Genomic DNA, 22,987 nt, shown 5'->3' with positions numbered 1-22,987 from the left:
CAGCTGCCTGCATCGCAGCCTCGCTAAAGCTCGACAGCTCCCACATTTGCTTAGTGTGCCTCCCCAATCCCTTGTGGGAGCTGTCGAGCCCCGGCGAGGCTGCGATGGGATCGACTCGGTACACCTGTAAAACCCAGCTGCCTGCATCGCAGCCTCGCTAAAGCTCGACAGCTCCCACATTTGCTTAGTGTGCCTCCCCAATCCCTTGTGGGAGCTGTCGAGCCCCGGCGAGGCTGCGATGGGATCGACTCGGTACACCTGCAAAACCCAGCTGCCTGCATCGCAGCCTCGCTAAAGCTCGACAGCTCCCACATTTGCTTAGTGTGGCTCCCCAATCCCTTGTGGGAGCTGTCGAGCCCCGGCGAGGCTGCGATGGGATCGACTCGGTACACCTGCAAAACCCAGCTGCCCGCATCGCAGCCTCACTAAAGCTCGACAGCTCCCACATTTGCTTATGTGTGGCTCCCAGGGCTCAGCGTACGATTTTGTCGATCTGGATCCCCAGCTTTTTCAAGCGGTACCAAAAGCTGCGTTCGGAGATGCCAATCCGCGACGCCGCAGCCGCCTGTACGCCATTGCTCTCCTGCAAGGCCGCGAGGATGTAGGCCTTTTCCACCTCGGCCAGCGCCGCGTCCAGGTCCTGGGGCACGCCTGGGCCTTCGCTGAGGATTGTCGTCACATCCCGCTCGGTCGGCTGGGACGCGAACAGGTAGGCCGGCAGGTCGATATCTTCAATCACCGGGCTGGAGGCGACGATGGTCGCGCGCTCCACGCAGTTTTGCAGCTCGCGGATGTTCCCCGGCCAGTTGTAGGCGGCCATGGCCTGTAAGGCGTCGGGGCTGAAGCCGGTGATGCGTTTACCGGCGTTGGCACTCAGGCTGCGGGCAAAGTGGCGGGCCAGCGGGGCGATGTCTTCGACGCGCTCGCGCAATGCTGGCAGTGGGATCGGGAACACATTCAGGCGGTAGTAGAGGTCTTCGCGAAACTCCTTGTTCGCCACCGCTTCCAGCAGGTTCTTGTTGGTGGCGGCGATCACCCGCACGTCCACCTTGCGCTCACGCGGGTCGCCGACCGGCTCGATCACCCGTTCCTGCAAGGCGCGCAGGATCTTGGCCTGCAACGCCAGGGGCATATCCCCCACTTCGTCGAGAAACAGCGTGCCCTTGTCGGCCTGCATAAAGCGCCCTACCCGGTCGGCCACGGCGCCGGTAAACGCGCCCTTGCGATGGCCGAACATTTCGCTTTCCAGCAAGCCTTCGGGGATCGCGGCGCAGTTGACCGCCACAAAAGGCTTGTCTGCACGGTTGCCATGCTTGTGAATGGCGCGGGCGACCATTTCTTTGCCGGTGCCGCTTTCGCCGGTCAACAGGATGGTGGCGTTGCTTTCACGCACCGAATCCACCGCCTGCAACACTCGGCGAAACGCCGGGCTTTCCCCGACCAGGCTATCGAACTGGGCATGTTCATCGAGTTCGGCACGCAGCCGTGCGTTGTCGCGCATGATGTCGCGAAACTGCAAGGCCTTGGCCACGGTGATGTCCAGCTCGTCGATATCGAAGGGCTTGGCAATGTAGTCGTAGGCGCCGTTACGCATGGACTGCACGGCATTTTTCACGGTGCTGTAGGCCGTCATCACGATCACCGGCAATTGCGGGTAGCGCACCTTGATCTCAGCCAGCAGTTGCGGGCCGTCCATGCCGGGCATGCGCCAGTCGCTGATCACCAGGTCGATGTCCTCCTGCTCCAGCACCTTGAGCGCATGCAGGCCATTGCCGGCGATAAACACCTGGATATGGTTCTGGCTCAGGGCCGACGACAGCAAATCGCAGAGCTTGGGCTCGTCGTCGACCACCAATATGTTATGTGTCATGACTGTCCTCGTCGTCGCCGTCATCTTCACCGTTGGCCGGAATGTACAGGCTGAAGGTGGCGCCGGCATCTTTCTCGCTGGTGCATTCGATGCTGGCGTCGTGACTCTCCATGATTGAATAGACTTTCGCCAGGCCCAGGCCGGTGCCCGAGGCCTTGGTGGTAACAAAGGGGGTAAAGATCCGCTCGATCATTTCAGGGGGGATGCCCTGGCCGCTATCGCTGATGCTGATCACCGTGTAGTGATCGACACGGCTGATGCTCAAGGTCAGGCGCCCGCCCTGGGGCATGGCGTCGATGGCGTTGAGGATCAGGTTCAGGCACGCCTGCTTGAATTGCTTGGCGTCCACATACAGGGTCGCACCCGGCGCCTGGTCGTCGAGATGGGCGTCGATGGCGTGGCTGGCCAGCTCCGGCGCGCAGAAACCGAGGATTTCTTCCACCAGCGGCCGCGCCGGTTGCTGGCTGCGCAGCGGTTCGCTGGGCTTGGCGAAGTCGAGGAAATCGGTGATCAGGTCATTGATCCGGCTGACTTCGCTGATCACGTATTCCAGGTGGCGCTTGTCGGTCTCCGGCAGGTCCGTGCGACGGTGCAGCAGTTGGGTCGCGGTCTTGATGATGCCCAGCGGGTTGCGGATTTCATGGGCCAGGCCCATCGCCACTTCGCCCAGGGCATGCAGGCGGTCGCGGCGGCGCAGTTGGGCTTCGAGGTGATGCAACTCGCCCAGGCGCTCGGTCATATGGTTGAAGGTACTGCTCAATTGCGCCAGTTCGTCACCGCCGGTGACGGCCACGCGGTGCTGGTAGTTGCCGCTAATCACCGCGCTCACCCCCTGGGACAATTCGCGCAGTGGCCGGGTCAGGTGCCGGGAGACCAGCACACCGGCCCCCAGGGACAAAGCGGAACTGAGCAGGAAGATCAGCACAAACAGATTGCTCTGGTTCACCAGCCCCACCAGGCTGGTGTGGCGCAGCAGGCCGCTGAAGATCACGCCCTGTAACTCGCCGGTGTCATTGAAGATCGGCCAGTACAGGCCACTGTAGTTGCTGGTGAACTGTTCACTGGGCTGCTTGGTGCTGCGCAGGAGGGTTTCCACGGATTTCGGCACGCGGGTCGGGTGGTCTTCAAAACGCTGGGTGGAGAAGATCTCCGAAAAGCCTTCGGTATTGGCCAGGTACAGACGCAAGTCCAGGGAGTGCACCTCGGCGACGCTGGTCAGGAAGCTGCTGTCCAGGTAGGTACCGACCAACAGTTCGTAGTCGACGCCATCCTGGCTGGTCTCGAACGAGGAAATCACGGCCCCGGTGGCCACGCCGCCGACCTGCACGGTTTGCAACACGGCATTGGGAGCGAGGCTGATTTGTTTCACCACATCATCGCCCACGGTGCTGAACATCACCTTGCTGTCACTGCTGCGAATCAGCGTGACCACATCAATATCAGTGGCGCGGGCAATGTCCGCGATCAAACGGTCATGACGCATCGCTTCATGGCTGGAAGGCGGACGCACATACCGCAGGAAGATCTGCGCCACACGGGCGTTGTCGTGCAGGATGTCGCTGACTTCATCCTTGACGATGCGGGTCGACTCTTGCAGCCAGATGCGCACGTTGCTGTCGAAAATCTGCGACAGGGTGGTGGCCGCCAGCTCGGCGGCGATCATGGTCGGGATCACCGTCACCAGCCAGAACGCCAACACCAGCTTGCGCTGCAGGCTCCAGCGGGAAATGGCAAATGGGCGGGCTTTCTGACGGGTTTTGGCGATCATCGGGTTTCGCTTATTGCAGCAGCCATGGCAGGGTCGGATCGGTCCGGGCGAATAAACACTTTTACCAGCTTGAGCAGGGTATCGAGCAGCCGGTTGCGGTGCTGGAAGAACAGCGTATTGCCGGCGAACTCACAGCCCAGGCGTAGCTTACTGGCATACCCGGCCTGCCCGCACTCGTACAACGCAATATTGTGCTCGATGCAGTAGTCGACGTTGGTCAGCCAACTGCGAAAGTACAGGTTATGTTCGCGGCTCTGGGCCAGGTCGTGGGCAAAGAACTTGTCGATCAGCCGGTGCTGGTCCAGCAGCACCAGGTTGAACGCCACCAGTTGCCCATCCACCCAGTAAAGTACACAGCGCGCCCGTTGTTCAAGCTGGGCGAGCACCTGGCTGAAATAACCGGCAGGCAGGCGCTCGAATTGCAGGTCGGCGCGAGCCAGCGTGGCTTCGTAGAGGCGCATGATATCCGGCAACACATCATCGACATTGTCCCGCCACTCCACCTGTGGCCCCGGCGCACGCAGCTTGCGCCGCAAATCCTTGCGCGTGGATTTGCCCAGGGAGCCCAGATAGGCATCCACTGAGCCGTAGGGCAGCGGCAGCAACCCGGTAGGCAAACTCGGCATGCTGTGCAGGCCGGCGGTCTTGCAGCTGTCGGCCCAGTCCTGATCCAGGCTCGGCGCGTCCTTGACCGCCAGCAGGCCGATGCCGAATGCATCGGCATCCCGACGCGCCGCGACCAGTAATTGCTCCAACAGCGCACTGCGGCGCGCAGCGGGCACATGGCTGGCGACACCGGCATGGCATTGCTCGGCCACCGGCGAGCCGATGGCGTACAAGCCCAGGCGCAACGCTCCCGGCCACCAGCGTTCCAGGCGTTGGGTAAAGCGTTTGGCGATGCCCGACACGGTGGTATCGAGGCGATAATGGGTGATGAACGCCGGGGCGACGGCCAGCAGTTGCCCGTCCTCATAGAGGGCCAGGTAGCGCCACTGGAAGTCGTCGATGGCAGCGTTTTCTACGGCGACGTAGTAATCCCAATCCTCCAACGCCTGGGGAAAACAGTCATTCCAGGCACTGCGTTCGATGGCGTGGATGCTCGGGAAGGTGTGTGCGGTGATCACATCGGAATATCCCTGTAAGTGCTCCTGTGGGCGCTGTCTCGCCCCGTGAGGCTGCGATAGCGGTGGCTCAGGCAACATCAATGTTTACTGTGCCGCCGCCAGCGCGGGCTCGCAGAACGAGACATCGCCCATTTTTGAACCGGTGTGTTGCTCGATAAAGTCGGCACTCAACTCGATCACCCGGCGGTATTGCAGGTCGACGGTGATCATGTGATAGCAGTTGTCCAACAGGATCTTGGTCACCGGCCCCCCCAGGTGGCGCTCCACGTAGTCGGCGTTCCAGCGGCTGGTGATGTCGTCCTCGATGGAGTGCAGCACCAGCGCCGGGGTCTTGATCGACGGCATGCGTTTCTTCACCACCGCATTCATCCAGTGCAGCTCGCGCACGGTGACGCCTTCCATGGTCAACAACCCGGCCTCGCTGCTCTCACCCTCTTTCATCTGCCGCTCGACGATGGCCCGCAGGCGTTCGTTCTTGATGCCGTAGGGCGGCTTCTCGGTAAATCGGAACAGGCGCACGCCGAACGGAATACGGATCAGCAACGGCGTGATGAAGGCAAATTTGTTGATGCTCCAGCCGTCGTACTTGAGGGTCGTGGAGTACATCAGCAACCCGGCGACCTGGCCCGGAAACTCCGAGGCCAGGTACATCGACATTACCGCGCCCATGGACAAGCCACCGACGAACACCTGCGCATGGCGCTGCTGCACGCCGACAAAGGTCTTGCGCACACCCTCGTACCAGTCGCGCCAACCGGTGGCCTGCAGGTCTTCGTTGCCCCCGCAGTGCCCGGCCAGGGTCGGCACATACACGGTGCAGTTGCCCTCCTTGGCCAGGCCCTGGGCGACCCGACGCAGCTCGGTCGGGGTGCCGGTCAGGCCGTGGATCAACAAGACCCCGACCGGACCGTTGCCGAGAACGAAGCCGGCGTTGCCTTCGCCGAGATCGATATCGGCCTGGTTCACCGCTTCATCGCTCGGGTCAGCAGTTGCTCCAGCAGCTTCAAGCCCAGGTCGATTTCCGGGTAGCTGATTTCCAGGGACGGCGCCAGGGTGATCACGTTCTTGTAGTAGCCGCCCACATCGAGGATCAGCCCGAGTTTCTGGCCGTCTACCAGCATGTCGCCTTTCATGCCCTCGTCAACCATGTAGTCCAGGGTCGCCTTGTCCGGGGTGAAGCCATCGGGGCCGCAGATTTCACAGCGCAGGGCCAGGCCCAGGCCATCGACGTCGCCGATGATCGGGAAGCGCTTTTGCAACTCTTGCAGGCCTTCAAGGAAGTATTTGCCCTTGGCCATGACCATCGCGCCGTAGTCGACCTCGCTGGTCATCTTGAACATTTCCAGGCCCACCGCCGTACCCAGCGGGTTGGAGGCGAAGGTGGAGTGGGTGGAACCCGGCGGGAAGATTTTCGGGTTGATCAACTCTTCCTTGGCCCAGATGCCGCCCAGGGGGTTGAGGCCGTTGGTCAGGGCCTTACCGAACACGATCACGTCCGGCTGCACATCGAAGTGCTCGATCGACCACAACTTACCGGTGCGCCAGAAGCCCATCTGGATCTCATCGACCACCATCAGGATGCCGTGCTGGTCGAGCACCTGCTTGAGTTCGCTGTAGAAGTTCATCGGCGGGATCACGTAGCCGCCAGTGCCCTGGATCGGCTCGACGTAGAACGCTGCGTACTCGCTCTGGCCGACTTTCGGGTCCCACACACCGTTGTATTCAGTCTCGAACAGACGGGCGAACTGCTGCACGCAGTGGCTGCCGTACTCTTCCTTGGTCATGCCCTTGGGACCACGGAAGTGGTACGGGAACGGGATGAAGTTGGCGCGCTCGCCAAAGTGGCCGTAGCGGCGACGGTAGCGGTAGCTGGAGGTGATGGACGACGCACCGAGGGTGCGCCCGTGGTAACCGCCCTCGAAGGCGAACATCAGGCTCTTGCCGTTGGTGGCGTTACGCACCACCTTCAGCGAGTCCTCGATGGACTGCGAACCGCCGACGTTGAAATGCACCCGACCATCGAGGCCGAATTTTTTCTTGGCATCCACCGCGATCATTTCCGACAGCTCGATCTTGCCCTTGTGCAGGTACTGGCTGGCGATTTGCGGCAGGGTGTCGATCTGCTGTTTCAGCGCATTGTTCAGGCGCGGGTTGGCATAACCGAAGTTGACCGCCGAGTACCACATTTGCAGATCGAGGTAGGCCTGGTCTTCGGTGTCCCACACGTAGGAGCCTTCGCAACGGCTGAAGATACGCGGCGGGTCGATGTAGTGGACGGTGTCGCCGTAGGAGCAGTATTTGGCTTCTTTATCCAGCAGAACCTGGTCTTCGGCGGTAGCGATACGGATATCAGACATGATGAAAGAGTTCCTGATTTTCGGAAGTGAAATGGGTGGCGTTGGCGGCGATGCCCTGGGGCAGCCTGGCCAGCAAGGCCGGCAGTTCGGCAAAGGTGTCGAAGCGCAGATGGGGGATGGCGTGGGCCTGGCAGTACTGGGCCAGGCTGCCCTTGGCGAAAACAAAATCGGCGGTGGTCGAGACGCACATATCGGACTTGCCGTCGCCGATCACCAACACCCGTTTGTTACGCGGGGTGGACTTGCATTTGCAGTTGCCCGAGGCCGCGCGGCAAGCGTCGCTGGCATGGGGGAAGTCGATGCGCCAGCTGTTCTGGTCAATCTGGCGCAGGCGGTTGGCGATGATCGGCAGCAGGGTCACGTAGTTGCGCGAAAGGATCCGCGCGATGCCTTGCTCGATGCCGTCGCTGACCACTTCAAGGGACGCGCCCAGGCCAAGGACATGGTCGACGAAGTCCGGGAAGTCCGGGTCGATCTCGACGGTGTCGAAATACGCCAGCAGTTCGGCCGGTGTCGCCTTGATCAATGCCAGTTGGCGGCTCAGGCATTCGCGGGAACCGATATGGCCATCCAGCCATTGTTGCTCGATGGTTTCCCACTCGGGGCCGGCGAAGCGTTGGAGAACATTGTCGATGACATCGGTGGGTGTGATGGTCCCATCGAAGTCACACACGATATGCCAGTCATTCATCTGCGTTTACCTTGGAGATGACAGCGCGGATGCGCTTGTACCAGGGTTAGAGCAGGGACTGTGCCAAGTGCACAAAACCCAATGGGGCCGGGCTTCTGCCGCATGTCACGGTGAAATACCCAGTGCCCAAGCTACAATTTTTGTAGGTCGCTACAAACAACATGAGTGCTTGCGTGGGGCCCTGCGCCTGCGCGTTCATGCGCGCATATTTTGCAAGAGGAGCAAGCAATATGTTCAGGGTGACTTCGCGGGTATTCGCCGGCGTCCTGGGGCTGTGGATGGGTTCGGCAGCAGCGGCCGACATCAGCGGCGAGGTGGGCCTGGGCCTGAGCTATCAGCCACGGGAGCCCGCCGCCAGCCGCTATCAGACCGTGCCGGTGCCCTACTTCGACCTGGATTGGGGAGATGTCAGCCTCGATACCGATGACGGCCTGACCTGGAGTGCGCTCAACAGCAATGGCTTGAGTGCCGGGCCGTACCTCAATTACCTGGCGGGACGCACGGCCAACGGGCCGCTGAAGGGCCTGCGGGATGTGTCGGACATGGCCGAGGTCGGCGGGTTTATCCAGTACGCGCCAGCGGACTTCTGGCGGGTCTACGCGCAACTGGGGCGGGCCGTGGGCGGTGCCCGCGCGCAAAGCGGCGTGCTCGGCAAGCTCGGCGGGGAGCTGGGTTACCCGTTGGGCGGCGCAGTGATTGGCAGCACGGGGCTAGTCGCGCATTTTGCCGATGGTCGCCAGACCCAGACGTTTTTCGGGGTGGATGAGCAGGAAGCGGCAAGCTCCGGGATTCGCCCGTACAACGCCAGCGGCGGGTTCCAGAACCTGACACTGACCCAGAGCGTGCAGATTCCCCTGGCGCCCAAATGGTCGTTGCTGGCCAGTGCCAGTTGGGTGCATCTGCTGGGATCAGCGGCGGACAGCAGCATCGTGCGCCAGGCCGGCGAGGTGAACCAGGGGCAGGTGCAGACGGCGATCAGCTACACCTTCGATTGATTGTGTGGAAGCGGGCTTGCCCGCGATAGCATCACCGCGGTGTAACTGATACACCACGGCGCCTGCATCGCAGGCAAGCCCGCTCCCACATTTGTCCGTGATTCCAGTCTGGGCTCAGTTTTCTTCGCCCTCGGCCAGCAGTGCAATCCCGCCAATAATCACCACCACGCCCACCCAGTGCAGGAAGCTGATGTGCTCGCCCAGCCCCAACCACGAGCCGAGCAGCACCACCACAAACACCAGCGAACTCAGGGGGAAGGCCAGGGATAGGCTGCTGCGTCGCAGGATCAGCATCCACACAAAGAACGCGCCGATATAGCAGGCGATCGCCGCGAGGATCCCCGGGTTGACTGCCACCGCCGCCAACCATTGCCAATTGAAATCCATCTGGCCAATTTGATCGCCAGCCACCTTGGTAAACAACTGGCCGGCGCTTTCGGTGAGGATCAACAACGCCCATAACACTACGGTGCCCAAGCGCCCATGCAGCCAGCCAACCGGACGGATAGCCATCTCTTGCGAACTCATGATTGTGCTCCTGCTACAGCCACCAACATCACGCCGGCGGTAATCACCATCGTGCCCAGCCAGCGCCGGCGGCTGACGGTTTCGCCCAGTATCACCTTGCCCGCCAACACCACCCCGCAGTAAGCCAGTGCGGCGGCCGGGAACAACAGGCTCAACGGCGCGCGGGACAAGGCTTCAAGCCAGACAAAAAATTCGATGACATAGGCGCCGATGCCCGCCCACAGCAACGGCGCATTAAATACCTGGCCCCAGAAGGCATTCAGGCGAAAGCCGCCTTCGAGTTCGGGCAAGCGGTCCAGGCCCAATTTGAAACACAACTGGCCGATCACATCGAGAACGATGGAAAAGGCCACCAGCAACACGACGGTCAGGGTCACGGGAACAGCTCCTCGAACAGGTTGATCAACGCTTCATTGGTGGTGGCGTTACGCAGCAGGTCATCAGCGCTCCAGCGTGCGGCCGGCGGCTGGTCGGACTTGGCTTCCCAGCGCTTGAAGGCGTTGCTGAACGCAGGCTGGGCAAACTCGCCGCACACGTCGATGCCAAGGATCCGCTTGCTCGCCGCCAACGCACGCAGGGCTTGCAGCAAGTGCGTCAGGCGCATGCCGCCCTGGTCCCAGTTGGTGGCCGCGTCTTCGCTGGCCAGCACGTCCTTGTCGAGGGTGATCCATACCGCCTCGGTGGGCAGACTGGCGATCATTTGCTCAAGGAATGCAGGCCAGTCGAGCTCAGCGAGGTTGCGCCAGTGCAAGTGGTTTTCCTGTTGTGCATGGCCGGCGCCATCCCCTACCCGCCCCCAGACTTTCGACGGCGCGTGCTGCCAGGGAAACAACTGCAAATGCCCGCGCTTCAGGGCGCCGAGGTTACCGCCGCGCAGTTGCGGGTTATGCAGGTCATCGCTGCACGGGCCGAGGGTGACGATGCGCTGGATCGCCGGTATCTTCAGGGCCTGATTGACCCATGAGCCGCAGTGTCGGCGCGGGGCCAGGCGTACCCAGTCGGGGTGGTTGTCGAAGTGGATCAGGCTGATAGGTTCCTGCACTTCGGCGAGAAAAGCCGGGGTCAGGTGGTGATAGTCGCCGGAGCCGACAAAGAAGATTTCCGGGCGTGCCGTGCTTGGCCGGGGCCGTTGGGCCAGGCGCTGGACAAAGCGTTTCCAGGTTTTTTCGGTGGACCACAGGCGCAGTTTCGGGCCCAGGTCGAGCAGGTCCAGGCGCGTCGCTTGACCACTGGCCAGACGCCGGGCGATGGGTGCCTGGGCTGTGAGGCTGTGGTCGAGATCAAGAATATTCAAGGTAATATTTCACCCCCTGGCAGTGCCCAGCCGCTTACCGGCGGGGCTTTAGGGGGGTAATGCAAGGGATGGGCCAGGAACCCATGTGGCTTGCTCGCCAAGGCGGTGGGTCAGTCAAGAGATACTTAGCTGATCTACCGCTTTCGCGAGCAAGCCCGCTCCCACATTTGGTCGGTGGTGTTTGTTAGCTTTTGGCTTCGTTGATGATCTGGCGGATTGCACCGACAAACGCTTCAACCGGCTGCCCACCACTGACCGCGTACTGGTCGTTGAACACGATGGTCGGCACCGAACTCACCCCGCGTGATACCCACAGCTGCTCCTGCTCGCGGACTTCTGCGGCATACTCGTCCGAGGCCAGAACCTCGGCTGCGCGCTTGAGGTCCAGGCCAACGCTCTCGGCAATGATTGCCAACGTGGCGTGGTCGGACGGGTCCTGGCCATCGCTGAAGTAAGCCTTGAACAGCGCTTCCTTGAGGTTGTACTGCAAGCCCTCGAGCCCGGCCCAATGCAGCAGGCGATGGGCGTCGAAGGTGTTGTAGATACGGCTTTGGCCATCGGTACGAAACGCAAAGCCCAGGGCGGCGCCCATGTCGCGGATGCGCGCGCGGTTGGCCTGGGACTCTTCGGCGGTGGAGCCGTATTTCTCGGTGATGTGCTCGGTGATGTTCTGCCCTTCGGCGGGCATGTTCGGGTTCAGCTCGAAGGGCTGGAAGTGGATCTCGGCCTGCACTTCGGCGCCCAGTTGGTCCAGGGCTTCGGTCAGGCCGCGCAGGCCGATGACGCACCAGGGGCAGGACACGTCGCTGACAAAGTCGATTTTCAGGGAAGTACTCATTCAGGCAACCTCGCAGGCATTACACGCCACAAAGTTCGCACCATACACCTCTACGCGGCCGTCATAAAACCTTGGCGGGGGCCAGGGGCTCAACCTGCGCCCAATGCGCCGCCTCTTCGCGGTGGGCTTGCAGGTACGGCAACACCGCCGCCAGCAACGGCGCCTTGAACGCTTCCTGAAAACGATGGGCCAGACCCGGGATCAGCCGCAACTGGCTGCCCTGGATATGCGCCGCCAGGTGCACACCATGCATCACCGGCAACAACGGGTCGGCCGTGCCATGCACCACCAGGGTCGGCACGCGCAGTTGGTTGAGCAATGGCACCCGGCTCGGTTCGGCAAGAATGGCCATGATCTGGCGCTTCACACCCTCGGGATTGAATGCCCGGTCGTAAGACTGCGCCGCCTGCTGCAGCAACGCCTGGCGATCATCCTCGACCTGGGGGCTGCCCAGGGCGGCCAGCAAGTCGGCCTGCTGCTCCAGGGCCACTTCACGGTTGGGCGCACTGCGCCGCGACAGCAGCTGCACCAGCGCGGCATTCGGCGCGGGCAGGCCTTCGGCGCCGGAGCTGGTCATGATCAGGGTCAGGCTTTCTACGCGCTGCGGCGCCATCGCCGCCAGATGCTGGGCGATCATCCCGCCCATGCTCGCGCCCAGTACATGGAACTGGCGCACCTGCAACGCATCCATCAACCCCAGGGCGTCGTCGGCCATATCGGTCAGGGTGTAGGGCGCAGCCACCGGCAGGCCGAGTTTGTAGCGCAGCACTTCAAAGGTCAGGTTGGCGCTGGCCGGGGCCTGGCGCCAGGTGGACAGGCCAACGTCACGGTTGTCGTAGCGGATCACCCGAAAACCTTGTTGGCACAAGGCGACCACCACTTCGTCCGGCCAGTGGATCAACTGCCCGCCCAGGCCCATCACCAGCAGCAACGCTGGGTCGGAAGCACGGCCGATGCTCTGGTACGCCAGGCTCACCTGGTCCAGGTCGACCCGCTCAGTCGGGACATTGACATCACATCGAGAAGCCGCAAAAGACGGCAGGCCGAACAATAAGGCGGCCAGTAAAAGCAACACGCGCATGAAAAACACCGAAACGCAGAACCCCAGTAGAGCGCGAGTCTGATGAAGTTTGTTCAAGCGCGCTGCCACAGTTACGTGACAGTTTGATGAAGAGTGCCCAGCGGTCATGGTCGACAGAATTGGCAACATGAGACAAACTCACGCTATCCGAACTTGTCACAAATTATCTTCATGGAGAGCCCGTGCTCGAAATCCGTCATCTCAAGACCCTGCACGCCTTGCGCGAAGCCGACAGCCTGGTGGAAGCCGCCGAGCGCCTGCACCTGACCCAGTCGGCACTGTCCCACCAGTTCAAAGAGCTGGAAGAGCGCATGGGCATGCCGCTGTTTGTGCGCAAGACCAAACCGGTACGCTTCACCAGCGCCGGCCTGCGCCTGCTGCAACTGGCGGACGCCACCCTGCCGCTGCTGCGCGGTGCCGAACGGGATATCGCACGCCTGGCCGGCGGCACCGCCGGGCGCCTGCATATGGCGATCGAGTGCCACAGCTGCTTCCAGTGGCTGATGCCGACCATCGACCAGTTCCGCGATGCCTGGCCGGAAGTCGAGCTGGACCTGGCTTCCGGCTTTGCCTTCGCCCCGCTGCCAGCCCTGGCCCGTGGCGACCTGGACCTGGTAGTGACCTCCGACCCGCTGGAGCTGGCGGGCATCACCTATGTGCCGTTGTTCACCTACGAAGCGATGCTCGCCGTGGCCAACCAGCATGCCCTGGCCAATAAGCCGTACATCGTGCCCGAGGATCTGCTCAGCGAAACCCTGATCACCTACCCGGTAGAGCGCGACCGCCTGGACATCTTCACCCGTTTCCTGGAGCCGGCCGACGTCGAGCCGGCCCAGGTCCGTACCTCGGAGCTGACGGTGATGATGATGCAGTTGGTGGCCAGCGGACGCGGCGTGTGTGGCATGCCCCACTGGGCGCTGCACGAGTACAGCTCGCGGGGTTATGTGAAGGCCAAGCGGTTGGGCGAGAGGGGTCTGTTTGCCACGCTGTACGCCGGGATCCGCGCGGATATGCTGGATGCGCCGTACATGCGCGACTTTTTGCTGACGGCCAAGGACACCTCGTTTTCGACCCTGGATGGGGTCAGCGCAGTCCGTTGATTGCTCACGCGCTGCGCCGTTGCTCCAGCATCAGGCGCACCGCCAGGGCGGCCAGCACAAACCCCATGAAATAACGCTGCACCGCCAGCCACGTGGGGTTGTGGATAAACCAGGCGGCGATGCTCGCGGCGCACAGCGAGATCAGCAGGTTGACCACAAAGCTGACGCTGATCTGGGTAAAGCCCAGCATCAGGCTCTGGGTGAAGACCGAACCGTGCTCCGGGGTGATGAACTGCGGGAATACCGACAGGTAGAACACCGCGATTTTCGGGTTCAGGGCGCTGGTCAGAAAGCCCATGGTCACCAGCTTGCGCGGCGAGTCGGCGGGCAGTTGCTGGGCCTCGAACGGCGAACGGGCGCCCGGTCTCACTGCTTGCCAGGCCAGCCATAGCAGGTATAGCGCGCCGGCCCATTTCAGCACTTCATAGGCCACCGGCACCGTGAGAAACACTGCGGTCAACCCAGCAGCCGCGGCGAACAGGTGCACAAAAAAACCTGCGACCACCCCCAATAACGACGTGACCCCGGCCCTGCGGCCCTGGCAGATCGAGCGGGAGATCAGGTAGATCATGTTCGGCCCGGGCGTGAGTACCAGCAGCAGCGAGGCGGCGGCAAAAATCAGCAGTTCATTGAGGGGGATCACGGCTCAGTCCTTTGCGCCCGACAGTTCAGGCAGTAGTGGTCAGCGATGCGCGATAAAACGGCAGGATCAAGTCACGTGTCAAGGGCGCCAGCTGCAGGCCGCCGTCGCCGGCCGGGTCGATCCAGCGCACTTCTTCGATCTCGGCAGCGGGCGTTACCGCCACGTCGATACGCACTTCAAAGAGCTCGGCCGCCACGGTAAACCCCGGCTCGTTGGCCGCCGGCGCCGAGAAGTGGCCCAGGTAGTGTGCCTGGGCCGAGTCGATACGCAACCCCAGCTCTTCGTACAGCTCACGCGCCAGGGCCTGCACCGGTTGTTCGCCCGCGTCGATCTTGCCGCCCGGCTGCATGAACGCCTGGGTGCCGCGCTTGCGCACCAGCAGGGTCTGGCCGTCGCTGCCGATCAACAGGGCGGCGGCGATACGGATGGTCTGGGACATGAAATAAACGCCTTGGAGTAAAGGCCGCAAAGGATCACACGACCCTGCGCTGCGCTGCCAGCTTTGTGGCCGTTTTTTTGTGATGACGGGTTTGTTGTGGCGAGCGGGCTTGCCCGCGCTGGGCGGCGAAGCCGCCCCAGACCACCCACCGAGCTCCAACTGAGAAAACACGGTGGCCTGATTAGGGCTGCTTCGCAGCCCAACGCGGGCAAGCCCGCTCGCCACAACAAGGCTGGTCGCCCCCTTGCCACAGGTTGTGTGATTTTTTATTGAGCGGGGAGCGGTTCGTCAGGCTCCTTGATGAACACGCTGTACTTGGCGCCTTCCATGGCTTCAAAGGCGATCAGCTTGTCCACCAGCGGCAGGTTCAGCACCTTGCCGGCGTTGAGCAGCAGCATGCCGTTGTCGGCATTGAGATTGCGCGCCAGGATCATGCCTTCGGCCAATTCCCGCGTGCCAAGCACCTTGACCGTCGGGTCGCCCAGGGTCACGTCGCTGAGGAAGGCCGCACAGGCCTGGACGAAGTCTTCCACCATATCCGGGTCATACAGGCGCCCGGCGTATTTGCGGATGTACAGCAGCGCTTCGTCGCTGTTCATCTGCCGCTCCAGAATCAAGCCGCGCTGCAATTCGATAAAGTCCACCGCCAACTTCAGCAAACGCGAGCCAAACGGAATCCCATCGCCCTTGAGGTGGTCGGGGAAACCACTGCCGTCCCAGCGTTCCTGGTGATGGCGGATGATGCGCGCCGCATCCTTCATCGGCTCCAGGGTCATCAGCAGCGATTCGCTTTGGGTCGGGTAGGTGCGATACAGCTCGCGGTCGGTGCTGTGCAACAGGTCGGCGGGAGCGATCATCATCCTGTCGGTCCAGCTCAACTTGCCGACGTTGTACAGCGCCGCAGCCATGGTCAGGTCGCGCACACTGGACTCATCCATCGACTGGGCTCGGCAGTACACCCGGATCAGCTCGATCAGTGGGCGGTTGGTCTGCTTTTCCTTGGGCAGGCGCAGGTTGGCCAGCAGGGAAAAGACTTCGGTGCCGGTCACGTAGCTGCGTTTGAGCTCATCGTAGGCCAGGTCAAGCATGTCGGCGGTCTGTTGCAGCTCGCTGGTGCGCGAGAGGACGCGCTTTTCCAGGGTGGCATTGAGCGCCTTGAGTTGATCGTTCTGTTCGCGGGTCAGTTGCTCCAGGCGCAGCCTTTCGCGATCGGAAAACTGATGCTCCAGGGACTGGCGCAGGATCAGGAGCAGTTCATCATCGTTCCACGGCTTGCTGATATAGCGGTGGATCTGCCCCTCGTTGATGGCCTTGATGATCATCGTCAGGTCGGCGTAGCCCGTCAGCAGGATGCGCGACGTCGCCGGGTACAGGCGATGGGTTTCGGCCAGCAACGTCGCCCCGTCCATGGCCGGCATCCGGGCGTCGGTCATGACCAGGTCCACGGGTTGGGCCGCCATGATTTCCAGCGCCTGGGCACCGCTGCCGGCCAGCAAGACGTCATAAGGCTGACCGCGCAGCAGGCGGCGCAGGCTGTTGAGGATCGACTCTTCATCATCGACCAGCAAAACCGTGGGCCTGTAGGGAGAAGTTGTAGCGAGTTGCTCATCCATGGCGACACCTACTCAAACTTGAACTAGATTTAACCCTTGCACCTGCCGGTGACTGCGCGGTGCTTGCCCAGGCAATCAGCGCTCTACGTCAAAGGGTGAGCTGCCGTTGATTTGACGCCAACTGGCCGACTAATTCAAGGGAGCCGACTACGCTTGTACATAGAGTCAGCAATTGACTCACTCCTCTCACCCGTTGCGGAAAGGAATCCTTATGCACCCCTCCATGTTGTTGCATGCCGATGGGTCCGGGTCATGAGCCAGCGCCCTAAACATGCAAACCGACGCATTCTGATCGTTGACGATACGGCCTCTATCCATCAGGACTTCCGCAAAATCCTCTGTGCCGAGGCCATCGCTGACCAGACGCTGGAAAGTATCGAGCAAAGCCTGTTCGGTACGGCACCCGCGGTTCACCAGCGCTACACCCTGGACTCCGCCTACCAGGGCCAGGAAGCCCTGGCGTTGGTGAGCCAGGCGCTGGCTGATGGCGCGCCATACGCCCTGGCGTTCATCGACATGCGCATGCCGCCGGGGTGGGATGGCCTGGAGACCATCGAGCAGCTGTGGAACATCGACTCCAACCTGCAAATCGCCCTGTGTACCGCCTATTCCGACTACTCCTTCGAAGCGATTGAAGCGCGCCTGAAGTTCAGCGATCAGTTGCTGATCCTGAAAAAACCCTTCGACCATCTGGAAATCCGTCAGATGGCCAGTGCCCTGACCTGGAAATGGCAGTTGGCACAGGATGCGCTGCTCAAGGTGTCGAACCTGGAGCGCACGGTCGAAGAACGGGTCCAGGAACTGCTCAAGGTCTCGCACCTGCTGCAATACGATGCCCTCACCGGCCTGCCCAACAGCACGTTGCTCGGCGACCGACTGACGCAGGCCATTGCCCTGGGCCGGCGCCACGATACTCAACTGGCCGTGATGTTTATTGGCCTGGACCGCTTCAAGCGTATCAACAACGCCCTGGGCCACCCCGTGGGCGATCAAGTGTTGCAACAGGTCGGCGAGGACCTGGCGGCAACGGTCCGCAAATCCGACTCGGTGTTCCGCTATGGCGCCGACGAGTTCGTGATGATCCTCAACGACATTCATCACCCCCAGCAAACCAAAAGCATTGCCGAGAAGGTCCTCAAGGCTCTGGGCCGCACCCGCCATGTGGCGGGCCATGACCTGCGTGTCACTGCCAGCCTTGGCATCAGCATTTACCCCAATGACAGTTTCAACGCCGTGGAGCTGATCAAGAAGGCGGAAACCGCCATGCGTAACGTCAAGGAACAGGGGCCGGACAACTTCAGCTTTTTTATCGAAGACATGAACCTCATCGCGCGCCAGCAGCAGACCCTGGAGGCCGCTATCCGCCTGGCCCTGGAGCGCGATGAGTTCGTCTTGCACTATCAGCCGAAGCTGGACTTGAAGAGTGGGCGGATTGTCGGCGCCGAAGCGTTGATTCGCTGGTTTCAACCGGCTCATGGCTGGGTCTACCCATCGGACTTCATCCCGATGGCCGAAGACAGCGGCCTGATCGTGCCCTTGAGCCAGTGGGTCTTGCGCCAGGCTTGCGAACAGGCGCAACGCTGGCAAGCCCAGGGCTTGGCGCCCATTTGTGTCTCGGTGAACATCTCGGCTATCGACTTCCGTCAGCGCGACTTTGTCAGCAACCTTGCGACCATACTCGAGCAGACAGGGTTGGCGCCCGCCCTGCTGGAGCTGGAGATTACCGAAAGTGTATTGATGCAAAACGTCGAGGACACTATTGCCATCCTGCACGAGATCAAAAAAATGGGGGTGCGGCTGGCCATTGATGACTTCGGCACCGGCTACTCCAGCCTCAGTTACCTGCGGCGCTTTCCCGTCGATGTGCTAAAAATCGATCAGTCGTTTGTTCGTGGCCTGGGCGAGAACACCCAGGACATGCAATTGATCAGTGCCATTATCAGCCTGGGCAAGAGCCTGGACCTCAATATCATTGCCGAGGGCGTGGAGACCGTCGAACAACTGGAGTTCCTCAAGGCCCGACACTGCGAGGAGGGCCAGGGCTATCTGTTCAGCAAAGCCGTGGCGGCCGAGGATTTTGCCCGGCTGCTGCAAACCGGCCCACATCATCTGATGCCGGATCAATGATTCTCTGCTCACAAGGAATTGAAGTTGAGCAATACATCACCGCGTTACCCGTCGGTATGGGTCATAAGCCTGGTATTCGGCGTATGGCTGGGCGGCTCAACGGCACTCGCAGCGCCACTCGATGAGGCGCTCAAACCGCTGCCTGGAACGCCGGTGCTGGATGCCGCCCGTGTCGAGTTGGGGCGTCGGCTGTTCAATGAAACGCGTCTTTCGATCAATAACACCCTGTCGTGCGCCAGTTGCCATCGCCTGGACAAAGGCGGCGCGGATGACAAACCCTTCTCCCTGGGCTTCGACGGCAAGCCCGTGGCCCTCAACACGCCCACGGTGTTCAACGCCAGCCTGAACTTCAAACAGTTTTGGAACGCCCGGGCAGACACCCTGGAGGCACAGATCGAACAAGTGGTGACCAGCCCCGTGGAAATGGGTAACACCTGGCCAACCGTGGTCGCGACGCTGTCCGCTGCGCCTGAGTATCAACGCGCATTCACCCAGGCGTACCCCGATGGCGTCACGGCCGCCAACGTGCAGAATGCCCTGGCCACGTACGAACGCACCCTGCTCGCGCCCAATTCACGCTTCGACCAGTACCTGCTGGGCAACACCGACATCCTCAGCTATGACGAAAAACAGGGCTACCTGCGCTTCAAGGAGTACGGTTGTATTGCCTGTCATCAAGGGGTCAACATCGGGGGCAACATGTACCAGAAGTTCGGCGTGCTGGGTGACTACTTCAAGGACCGCGGCAACCCGGTGGACGCGGACCTGGGGCGCTACCTGGTCACCCTGGATGAGGAAGACCGCCATGTGTTCAAAGTGCCCAGCCTGCGTAACGTCGCCGTCACCGCCCCGTACTTTCACGACGCCTCGGCCAAGACCCTGGACGAGGCGATCGACGTGATGTTCAAGTACCAGTTGGGACGCACGCCGTCGGCGGATGACAAGGCCCGGATTGCGCTGTTCCTCAAGACACTGACCGGCGAGTGGGAGGGCAAGCCGCTATGAAGCTGACTCGCCGCGCCAGCCTGGCCCTGCTCGGCTTCGTCACTTTAGTGCTGGCCTCAATCCTGGTTTTTTTGTACATCAAGTCTTCCACCGACCAGAGCAGCAACTACACCCCGTCCCGGGACCTGATCCGCCATATCAAGCAATTGAACGCGCAATGGGACAGCGAGGTGCTCAAGGCGCGGATCGCCCTGACCCACAACTACGACCCGCTGGTCGCGCCCCTCAACGAGATGAACAGCCTCTGGGCCGAGCTGGAGGCGCGCGAGCACCTGCACCAGCATGCCGATCCAACCAAATGGCAATGGGAACAGAACAACTATCGAGCGGCGGTCGAGGAAAAAGCGCGGCTGGTGGACCAGTTCAAATCCCATAACGCCTTGCTGCGCAACTCCCTGGCCTTCCTGCCGACCGCCGAGGACGATATCCAGGCGCAGTTCGGACTGCTGGACGACAACAGCCGCCTGCAGTTGCAAGACGTTACCAGCGACACCTACGACTTGTTGCTCAGCAGTCTTGAGTTCGCGCTGGTTGCCAATAATGACAAGGCCGCAGAGATTCTTGTCGGGTTGAACAAACTGGCGATCAACAAAGAACACCTGCCTGGGGATTTCCAGAGCCCTATCGAGCTTCTCAGCAAGCACATTGCCCTGATTCTGCGTGAGCAACCGGTGGTCAACAGTTTGCTTGAGCGCATCGCCGCAATCCCGCTGTCCGAGCACTTGGACGTCATGACCAACCAACTCGACCAGGATCAACGGGTCGCCGAACTGACCGAGCAGAAGTACCACCGTTACCTGCTGGTGTTTTCGACGTTATTGATGCTGGTACTGGTGTACCTGGCTGTTCGCCTGTTACGCAGCTTCGCCGAGATCAACCGGGTCAACCGCGCCCTGCAGGCCGCCAACGAAAGCCTCGAACAACGGGTCGAGGAACGCACCCGGGAACTCAAGGACGCCCAGAGCGAGCTGCTCGACAGCGCCCGCCAGGCCGGCATGGCGGAAATCGCCACGAATGTGCTGCACAACGTCGGCAACGTGCTCAACAGCGTGAATGTGTCCGCCGACCTGGTCACCCGTAAGCTGCGGGCCAGCAAGGCCCTGGGGCTGGGCAAGGCCATGCAGTTGATCAACGAGCATCCCCATGACCTGGGCACCTTCCTGACGGAGGATGACAAGGGCAAAATGTTGCCGGGATACCTCAATCAACTGGTGGACGCGATTGCCATCGAGCAGCAAGGCATGGCCGATGAACTGGTGCAGTTGACCAAGAGCGTCGACCACATCAAGGATATCGTCTCCACCCAGCAGTCCTATGCTGGCGCCTCCAAGCTGCTGGAACCGGTCCATATCAGCGCCCTGGTCGAAGACGCGCTGCGCATGAATTCCGGGGCCTTGAGTCGCCACCATGTCACCGTGGTCAAGGACTATCAGCCGGTCCCCGAGGTCATGGCCGACAAACACCGGTTGCTGTTGATTCTGGTGAACCTGATCAGCAACGCCAAGTACGCCATGTCCAACCTCAGCGACCGGCCACGCCAGATAACCCTGACGGTCCAGGCCGTGGAGGGCGACACCCTGCAGATCAGCGTCAAGGACGAAGGCGAAGGCATCCCCGCAGAGAACATGACGCGGATCTTTACCCATGGTTTTACCACCCGCAAGGAAGGCCACGGCTTCGGCCTGCACAGCTGTGCCCTGGCCGCCATCGAAATGAATGGTCACCTGACCGCACACAGCGATGGGCCCGGCCTGGGGGCCGTGTTTACCCTGCAAATCCCTCTTGAGCGTGCCGAGACCTGACCATGAATCAACCCCCGAACCGGCGCATCCTGCTGATTGACGACACCCCGTCGATCCACGAAGACTTTCGCAAGATCCTCATGCCGCCTATGGAACAGAACGCGGCACTGGACGAAATGGAAAGCGCACTGTTTGGCGAGGCCGCCAAACCCCAGGCCCCACCGTTTGAACTTGACTCGGCCTATGGCGGCCAGGAGGGCCTGCAACTACTGTGTACCGCCATGCAACAAGCACGCCCCTACGCCCTGGCCTTTGTCGACATGCGCATGCCCCAGGGCTGGGACGGCGCACAGACCATGGAAGAACTCTGGAAGGTCGACCCGGACCTGCAAGTGGTGGTGTGTACCGCCTACTCGGATTACTCCTGGGAAGAGTTGCTGTCGCGTCTCAAGGCCCACGACCGGCTGCTGATCCTGAAAAAGCCCTTCGACAATATCGAAGTCCAACAGATGGCCAATACCCTGGCGGCCAAATGGGACATGGCCCGTCGTGCTCGCCTGAAGACCGGGCACCTGGAGCAGTTGGTAGAACAACGCACCGAGGCACTGACCCTCGCCAGCCAGGCCTTGCAGCAGGAAATCGACGAACGCAAGCAGCTACAAAGCCAGTTGATCCAATCGGAGAAACTGGCCTCCCTGGGGCAGATGGCTGCCGGGGTGGCGCACGAAATCAATAACCCCGTGGGCTTCGTCACCTCCAACCTTGGCACGCTGGAGAGTGACTTCAAGCAATTGCAGCGCATGCTCGACGCCTATCAACAGGCTGAGGCGGCCTTGGCGCCCGGTGACTGCCTTGAACAACTGAGCGCCTTGCGCAACGAGTTGGACCTGGACTTCCTCAAGGAGGACATCCCGATCCTGATCCGCGAATCCAAGGACGGCATCGGCCGTGTGACGCAGATCGTCAAAGACCTGAAGAACTTCTCCCGGGTCGATAACGACGAGCAATGGCAATGGGCGAACCTGCAGCAAGGGATCGACTCGACCCTGAACATCGTGGCCAGTGAACTCAAGCACAAGGCGGACGTGATCAAGCACTACCAGCCCCTGCCCGAGATTGAATGCCTGGCCTCACAAATCAACCAGGTGGTGATGAACCTGGTGATCAACGCAGCCCAGGCCATGGGCCCGGAACGCGGCACGATCACCCTCAGCAATGGGGTCGAGGGCGATCGGGTGTGGCTGGAGGTGGCGGATAACGGCTGCGGGATTGCGCCCCATAGCCTGCAGAAAATCTTCGACCCGTTTTTCACCACCAAGCCGGTGGGCGAAGGCACGGGCCTGGGGCTGTCGCTGTCCTATGGCATCGTCAAGAAACACCACGGGGATATCTCGGTGAGCAGTGAAGTCGGCAGGGGCACCACCTTTCGGGTGGTGCTACCGATCCGGCAGACAGCGGCGTGACGCCTCTGCTGTTCAGGCTTCAGCGGGCTTGGGGCTGGAGCCAAACGAGGCAAACCGCTTGTTGAACCCGGCAATCCGCCCTTCGACCTGAGTCTTGCGCTGCTGCCCGGTGTAGATCGGGTGGGACGCGCTGGACACGTCGAGGGCCATGTAAGGGTAAGTGTTGCCATCGGTGTGTTGGTGGGTGCGATCCGTGTCGACCGTGGAGCCGATCAGGAAAAACACATCGGCGGCAGTATCGTGGAACAGCACGGTGCGGTAGTCGGGGTGAATACCAGCTTTCATAGGGCCTCCGGGGCATCTGGGCAG

Annotated in this window: 21 protein-coding genes; 6 read left to right on the top strand and 15 right to left on the bottom strand. The window is 61.5% G+C overall.

Going from position 1 to position 22,987, the window contains the following annotated elements:
• Positions 1-472: 472 nt before the first annotated feature.
• The 6 genes from HBO24_RS28065 to HBO24_RS28040 all read right to left on the bottom strand — a co-directional run bounded on the left by HBO24_RS28065 (position 473) and on the right by HBO24_RS28040 (position 7,810).
• Positions 473-1,870 (bottom strand): sigma-54 dependent transcriptional regulator, encoded by a 1,398-nt coding sequence (locus tag HBO24_RS28065; RefSeq protein ID WP_057958591.1) that lies wholly within the window; start codon positions 1,868-1,870, stop codon positions 473-475.
• A complete protein-coding gene (locus HBO24_RS28060) occupies positions 1,860-3,638 on the bottom strand; it encodes a HAMP domain-containing sensor histidine kinase (RefSeq protein WP_057438354.1) in 1,779 nt (592 codons plus the stop codon). Before HBO24_RS28060 ends, HBO24_RS28065 begins: the two co-directional genes overlap by 11 nt.
• The gene (locus tag HBO24_RS28055) at positions 3,635-4,762 is read right to left on the bottom strand and encodes a GNAT family N-acetyltransferase (RefSeq protein WP_115128905.1); all 1,128 of its coding nucleotides are present in this window, start codon (positions 4,760-4,762) and stop codon (positions 3,635-3,637) included. Before HBO24_RS28055 ends, HBO24_RS28060 begins: the two co-directional genes overlap by 4 nt.
• An 84-nt stretch (positions 4,763-4,846) precedes the next feature.
• Positions 4,847-5,728, bottom strand: a complete 882-nt coding sequence (locus tag HBO24_RS28050) for an alpha/beta fold hydrolase (RefSeq protein WP_057958588.1) — start codon at positions 5,726-5,728, stop codon at positions 4,847-4,849.
• The gene (locus HBO24_RS28045; RefSeq protein ID WP_057438348.1) at positions 5,725-7,119 is read right to left on the bottom strand and encodes an aminotransferase class III-fold pyridoxal phosphate-dependent enzyme; all 1,395 of its coding nucleotides are present in this window, start codon (positions 7,117-7,119) and stop codon (positions 5,725-5,727) included. The genes HBO24_RS28050 and HBO24_RS28045 overlap by 4 nt, the downstream gene beginning before the upstream one ends.
• The gene (locus tag HBO24_RS28040; protein WP_120734090.1) at positions 7,112-7,810 is read right to left on the bottom strand and encodes an MtnX-like HAD-IB family phosphatase; all 699 of its coding nucleotides are present in this window, start codon (positions 7,808-7,810) and stop codon (positions 7,112-7,114) included. Before HBO24_RS28040 ends, HBO24_RS28045 begins: the two co-directional genes overlap by 8 nt.
• 230 nt (positions 7,811-8,040) lie before the next feature.
• On the opposite strand from HBO24_RS28040, the gene HBO24_RS28035 reads away from it, so the two are divergent.
• Positions 8,041-8,805, top strand: coding sequence for a MipA/OmpV family protein (locus tag HBO24_RS28035; RefSeq protein ID WP_170060760.1), 765 nt, complete (start codon positions 8,041-8,043; stop codon positions 8,803-8,805).
• A 114-nt stretch (positions 8,806-8,919) separates the two neighbouring features.
• Here the strand turns inward: HBO24_RS28035 and HBO24_RS28030 are convergent, their stop codons facing one another.
• The 5 genes from HBO24_RS28030 to HBO24_RS28010 form a co-directional block, all read right to left on the bottom strand.
• Positions 8,920-9,333 carry an EamA family transporter gene (locus HBO24_RS28030; protein ID WP_057438343.1) on the bottom strand — a complete coding sequence of 138 codons (414 nt, stop codon included), beginning with the start codon at positions 9,331-9,333 and terminating at the stop codon, positions 8,920-8,922.
• Positions 9,330-9,710, bottom strand: a complete 381-nt coding sequence (locus HBO24_RS28025) for a transporter (protein WP_057438341.1) — start codon at positions 9,708-9,710, stop codon at positions 9,330-9,332. Before HBO24_RS28025 ends, HBO24_RS28030 begins: the two co-directional genes overlap by 4 nt.
• A complete protein-coding gene (locus HBO24_RS28020) occupies positions 9,707-10,627 on the bottom strand; it encodes an arginase (protein WP_170060759.1) in 921 nt (306 codons plus the stop codon). Before HBO24_RS28020 ends, HBO24_RS28025 begins: the two co-directional genes overlap by 4 nt.
• 184 nt (positions 10,628-10,811) lie before the next feature.
• Entirely contained in the window at positions 10,812-11,465 is a 654-nt protein-coding gene (locus tag HBO24_RS28015) for a DsbA family oxidoreductase (RefSeq protein WP_057438339.1), read from the bottom strand.
• 61 nt (positions 11,466-11,526) lie between these two features.
• Entirely contained in the window at positions 11,527-12,546 is a 1,020-nt protein-coding gene (locus HBO24_RS28010) for an alpha/beta hydrolase (protein WP_057438337.1), read from the bottom strand.
• Between the two features lie 182 nt (positions 12,547-12,728).
• Here HBO24_RS28010 and metR point away from each other — a divergent pair, with 182 nt between their 5' ends.
• Positions 12,729-13,646, top strand: coding sequence for a transcriptional regulator MetR (gene metR / locus HBO24_RS28005; protein WP_169959708.1), 918 nt, complete (start codon positions 12,729-12,731; stop codon positions 13,644-13,646).
• Positions 13,647-13,650: 4 nt separating this feature from the next.
• On the opposite strand, the gene HBO24_RS28000 is transcribed toward metR, so the two are convergent.
• The 3 genes from HBO24_RS28000 to HBO24_RS27990 form a co-directional block, all read right to left on the bottom strand.
• The gene (locus tag HBO24_RS28000; protein WP_057438335.1) at positions 13,651-14,289 is read right to left on the bottom strand and encodes a LysE family translocator; all 639 of its coding nucleotides are present in this window, start codon (positions 14,287-14,289) and stop codon (positions 13,651-13,653) included.
• Positions 14,290-14,314: 25 nt separating this feature from the next.
• The gene (locus HBO24_RS27995; RefSeq protein ID WP_169959709.1) at positions 14,315-14,728 is read right to left on the bottom strand and encodes an NUDIX domain-containing protein; all 414 of its coding nucleotides are present in this window, start codon (positions 14,726-14,728) and stop codon (positions 14,315-14,317) included.
• A 266-nt stretch (positions 14,729-14,994) separates the two neighbouring features.
• Positions 14,995-16,341: an HD domain-containing phosphohydrolase gene (locus HBO24_RS27990; RefSeq protein WP_057438331.1), complete on the bottom strand. Its 1,347-nt coding sequence runs from the start codon at positions 16,339-16,341 to the stop codon at positions 14,995-14,997.
• A 252-nt stretch (positions 16,342-16,593) separates the two neighbouring features.
• On the opposite strand from HBO24_RS27990, the gene HBO24_RS27985 reads away from it, so the two are divergent.
• The 4 genes from HBO24_RS27985 (at position 16,594) to HBO24_RS27970 (ending at position 22,678) form a co-directional block, all read left to right on the top strand.
• Positions 16,594-18,468, top strand: coding sequence for a GGDEF and EAL domain-containing protein (locus tag HBO24_RS27985; RefSeq protein ID WP_170060758.1), 1,875 nt, complete (start codon positions 16,594-16,596; stop codon positions 18,466-18,468).
• Between the two features lie 63 nt (positions 18,469-18,531).
• On the top strand, positions 18,532-19,473 hold the full coding sequence (locus tag HBO24_RS27980; protein WP_170044124.1) for a cytochrome c peroxidase: 942 nt from the start codon (positions 18,532-18,534) through the stop codon (positions 19,471-19,473).
• Positions 19,470-21,275: a DAHL domain-containing protein gene (locus HBO24_RS27975; protein ID WP_115128912.1), complete on the top strand. Its 1,806-nt coding sequence runs from the start codon at positions 19,470-19,472 to the stop codon at positions 21,273-21,275. The genes HBO24_RS27980 and HBO24_RS27975 overlap by 4 nt, the downstream gene beginning before the upstream one ends.
• Positions 21,276-21,277: 2 nt before the next feature.
• Positions 21,278-22,678: an ATP-binding protein gene (locus HBO24_RS27970; protein ID WP_057438327.1), complete on the top strand. Its 1,401-nt coding sequence runs from the start codon at positions 21,278-21,280 to the stop codon at positions 22,676-22,678.
• 12 nt (positions 22,679-22,690) lie between these two features.
• On the opposite strand, the gene HBO24_RS27965 is transcribed toward HBO24_RS27970, so the two are convergent.
• Positions 22,691-22,963, bottom strand: a complete 273-nt coding sequence (locus tag HBO24_RS27965) for a type B 50S ribosomal protein L31 (protein WP_057958577.1) — start codon at positions 22,961-22,963, stop codon at positions 22,691-22,693.
• Positions 22,964-22,987 lie beyond the last annotated feature (24 nt).

This window comes from Pseudomonas sp. WS 5410, assembly GCF_012985645.1.
Classification (GTDB): Bacteria; Pseudomonadota; Gammaproteobacteria; order Pseudomonadales; family Pseudomonadaceae; genus Aquipseudomonas; species Aquipseudomonas shahriarae.
This window is presented reverse-complemented; position numbering and strand designations above follow the sequence as displayed.

Bases quoted from the DNA above. Each gene is read 5' to 3' on its own strand.
- HBO24_RS28065 (WP_057958591.1), bottom strand. From the start codon at position 1,870: ATGACACATAACATATTGGTGGTCGACGACGAGCCCAAGCTCTGCGAT.
- HBO24_RS28060 (WP_057438354.1), bottom strand. From the start codon at position 3,638: ATGATCGCCAAAACCCGTCAGAAAGCCCGCCCATTTGCCATTTCCCGC.
- HBO24_RS28045 (WP_057438348.1), bottom strand. From the start codon at position 7,119: ATGTCTGATATCCGTATCGCTACCGCCGAAGACCAGGTTCTGCTGGAT.
- HBO24_RS28040 (WP_120734090.1), bottom strand. From the start codon at position 7,810: ATGAATGACTGGCATATCGTGTGTGACTTCGATGGGACCATCACACCC.
- HBO24_RS28035 (WP_170060760.1), top strand. From the start codon at position 8,041: ATGTTCAGGGTGACTTCGCGGGTATTCGCCGGCGTCCTGGGGCTGTGG.
- HBO24_RS28030 (WP_057438343.1), bottom strand. From the start codon at position 9,333: ATGAGTTCGCAAGAGATGGCTATCCGTCCGGTTGGCTGGCTGCATGGG.
- HBO24_RS28015 (WP_057438339.1), bottom strand. From the start codon at position 11,465: ATGAGTACTTCCCTGAAAATCGACTTTGTCAGCGACGTGTCCTGCCCC.
- HBO24_RS28010 (WP_057438337.1), bottom strand. From the start codon at position 12,546: ATGCGCGTGTTGCTTTTACTGGCCGCCTTATTGTTCGGCCTGCCGTCT.
- HBO24_RS27995 (WP_169959709.1), bottom strand. From the start codon at position 14,728: ATGTCCCAGACCATCCGTATCGCCGCCGCCCTGTTGATCGGCAGCGAC.
- HBO24_RS27990 (WP_057438331.1), bottom strand. From the start codon at position 16,341: ATGGATGAGCAACTCGCTACAACTTCTCCCTACAGGCCCACGGTTTTG.
- HBO24_RS27985 (WP_170060758.1), top strand. From the start codon at position 16,594: ATGAGCCAGCGCCCTAAACATGCAAACCGACGCATTCTGATCGTTGAC.
- HBO24_RS27975 (WP_115128912.1), top strand. From the start codon at position 19,470: ATGAAGCTGACTCGCCGCGCCAGCCTGGCCCTGCTCGGCTTCGTCACT.
- HBO24_RS27970 (WP_057438327.1), top strand. From the start codon at position 21,278: ATGAATCAACCCCCGAACCGGCGCATCCTGCTGATTGACGACACCCCG.
- HBO24_RS27965 (WP_057958577.1), bottom strand. From the start codon at position 22,963: ATGAAAGCTGGTATTCACCCCGACTACCGCACCGTGCTGTTCCACGAT.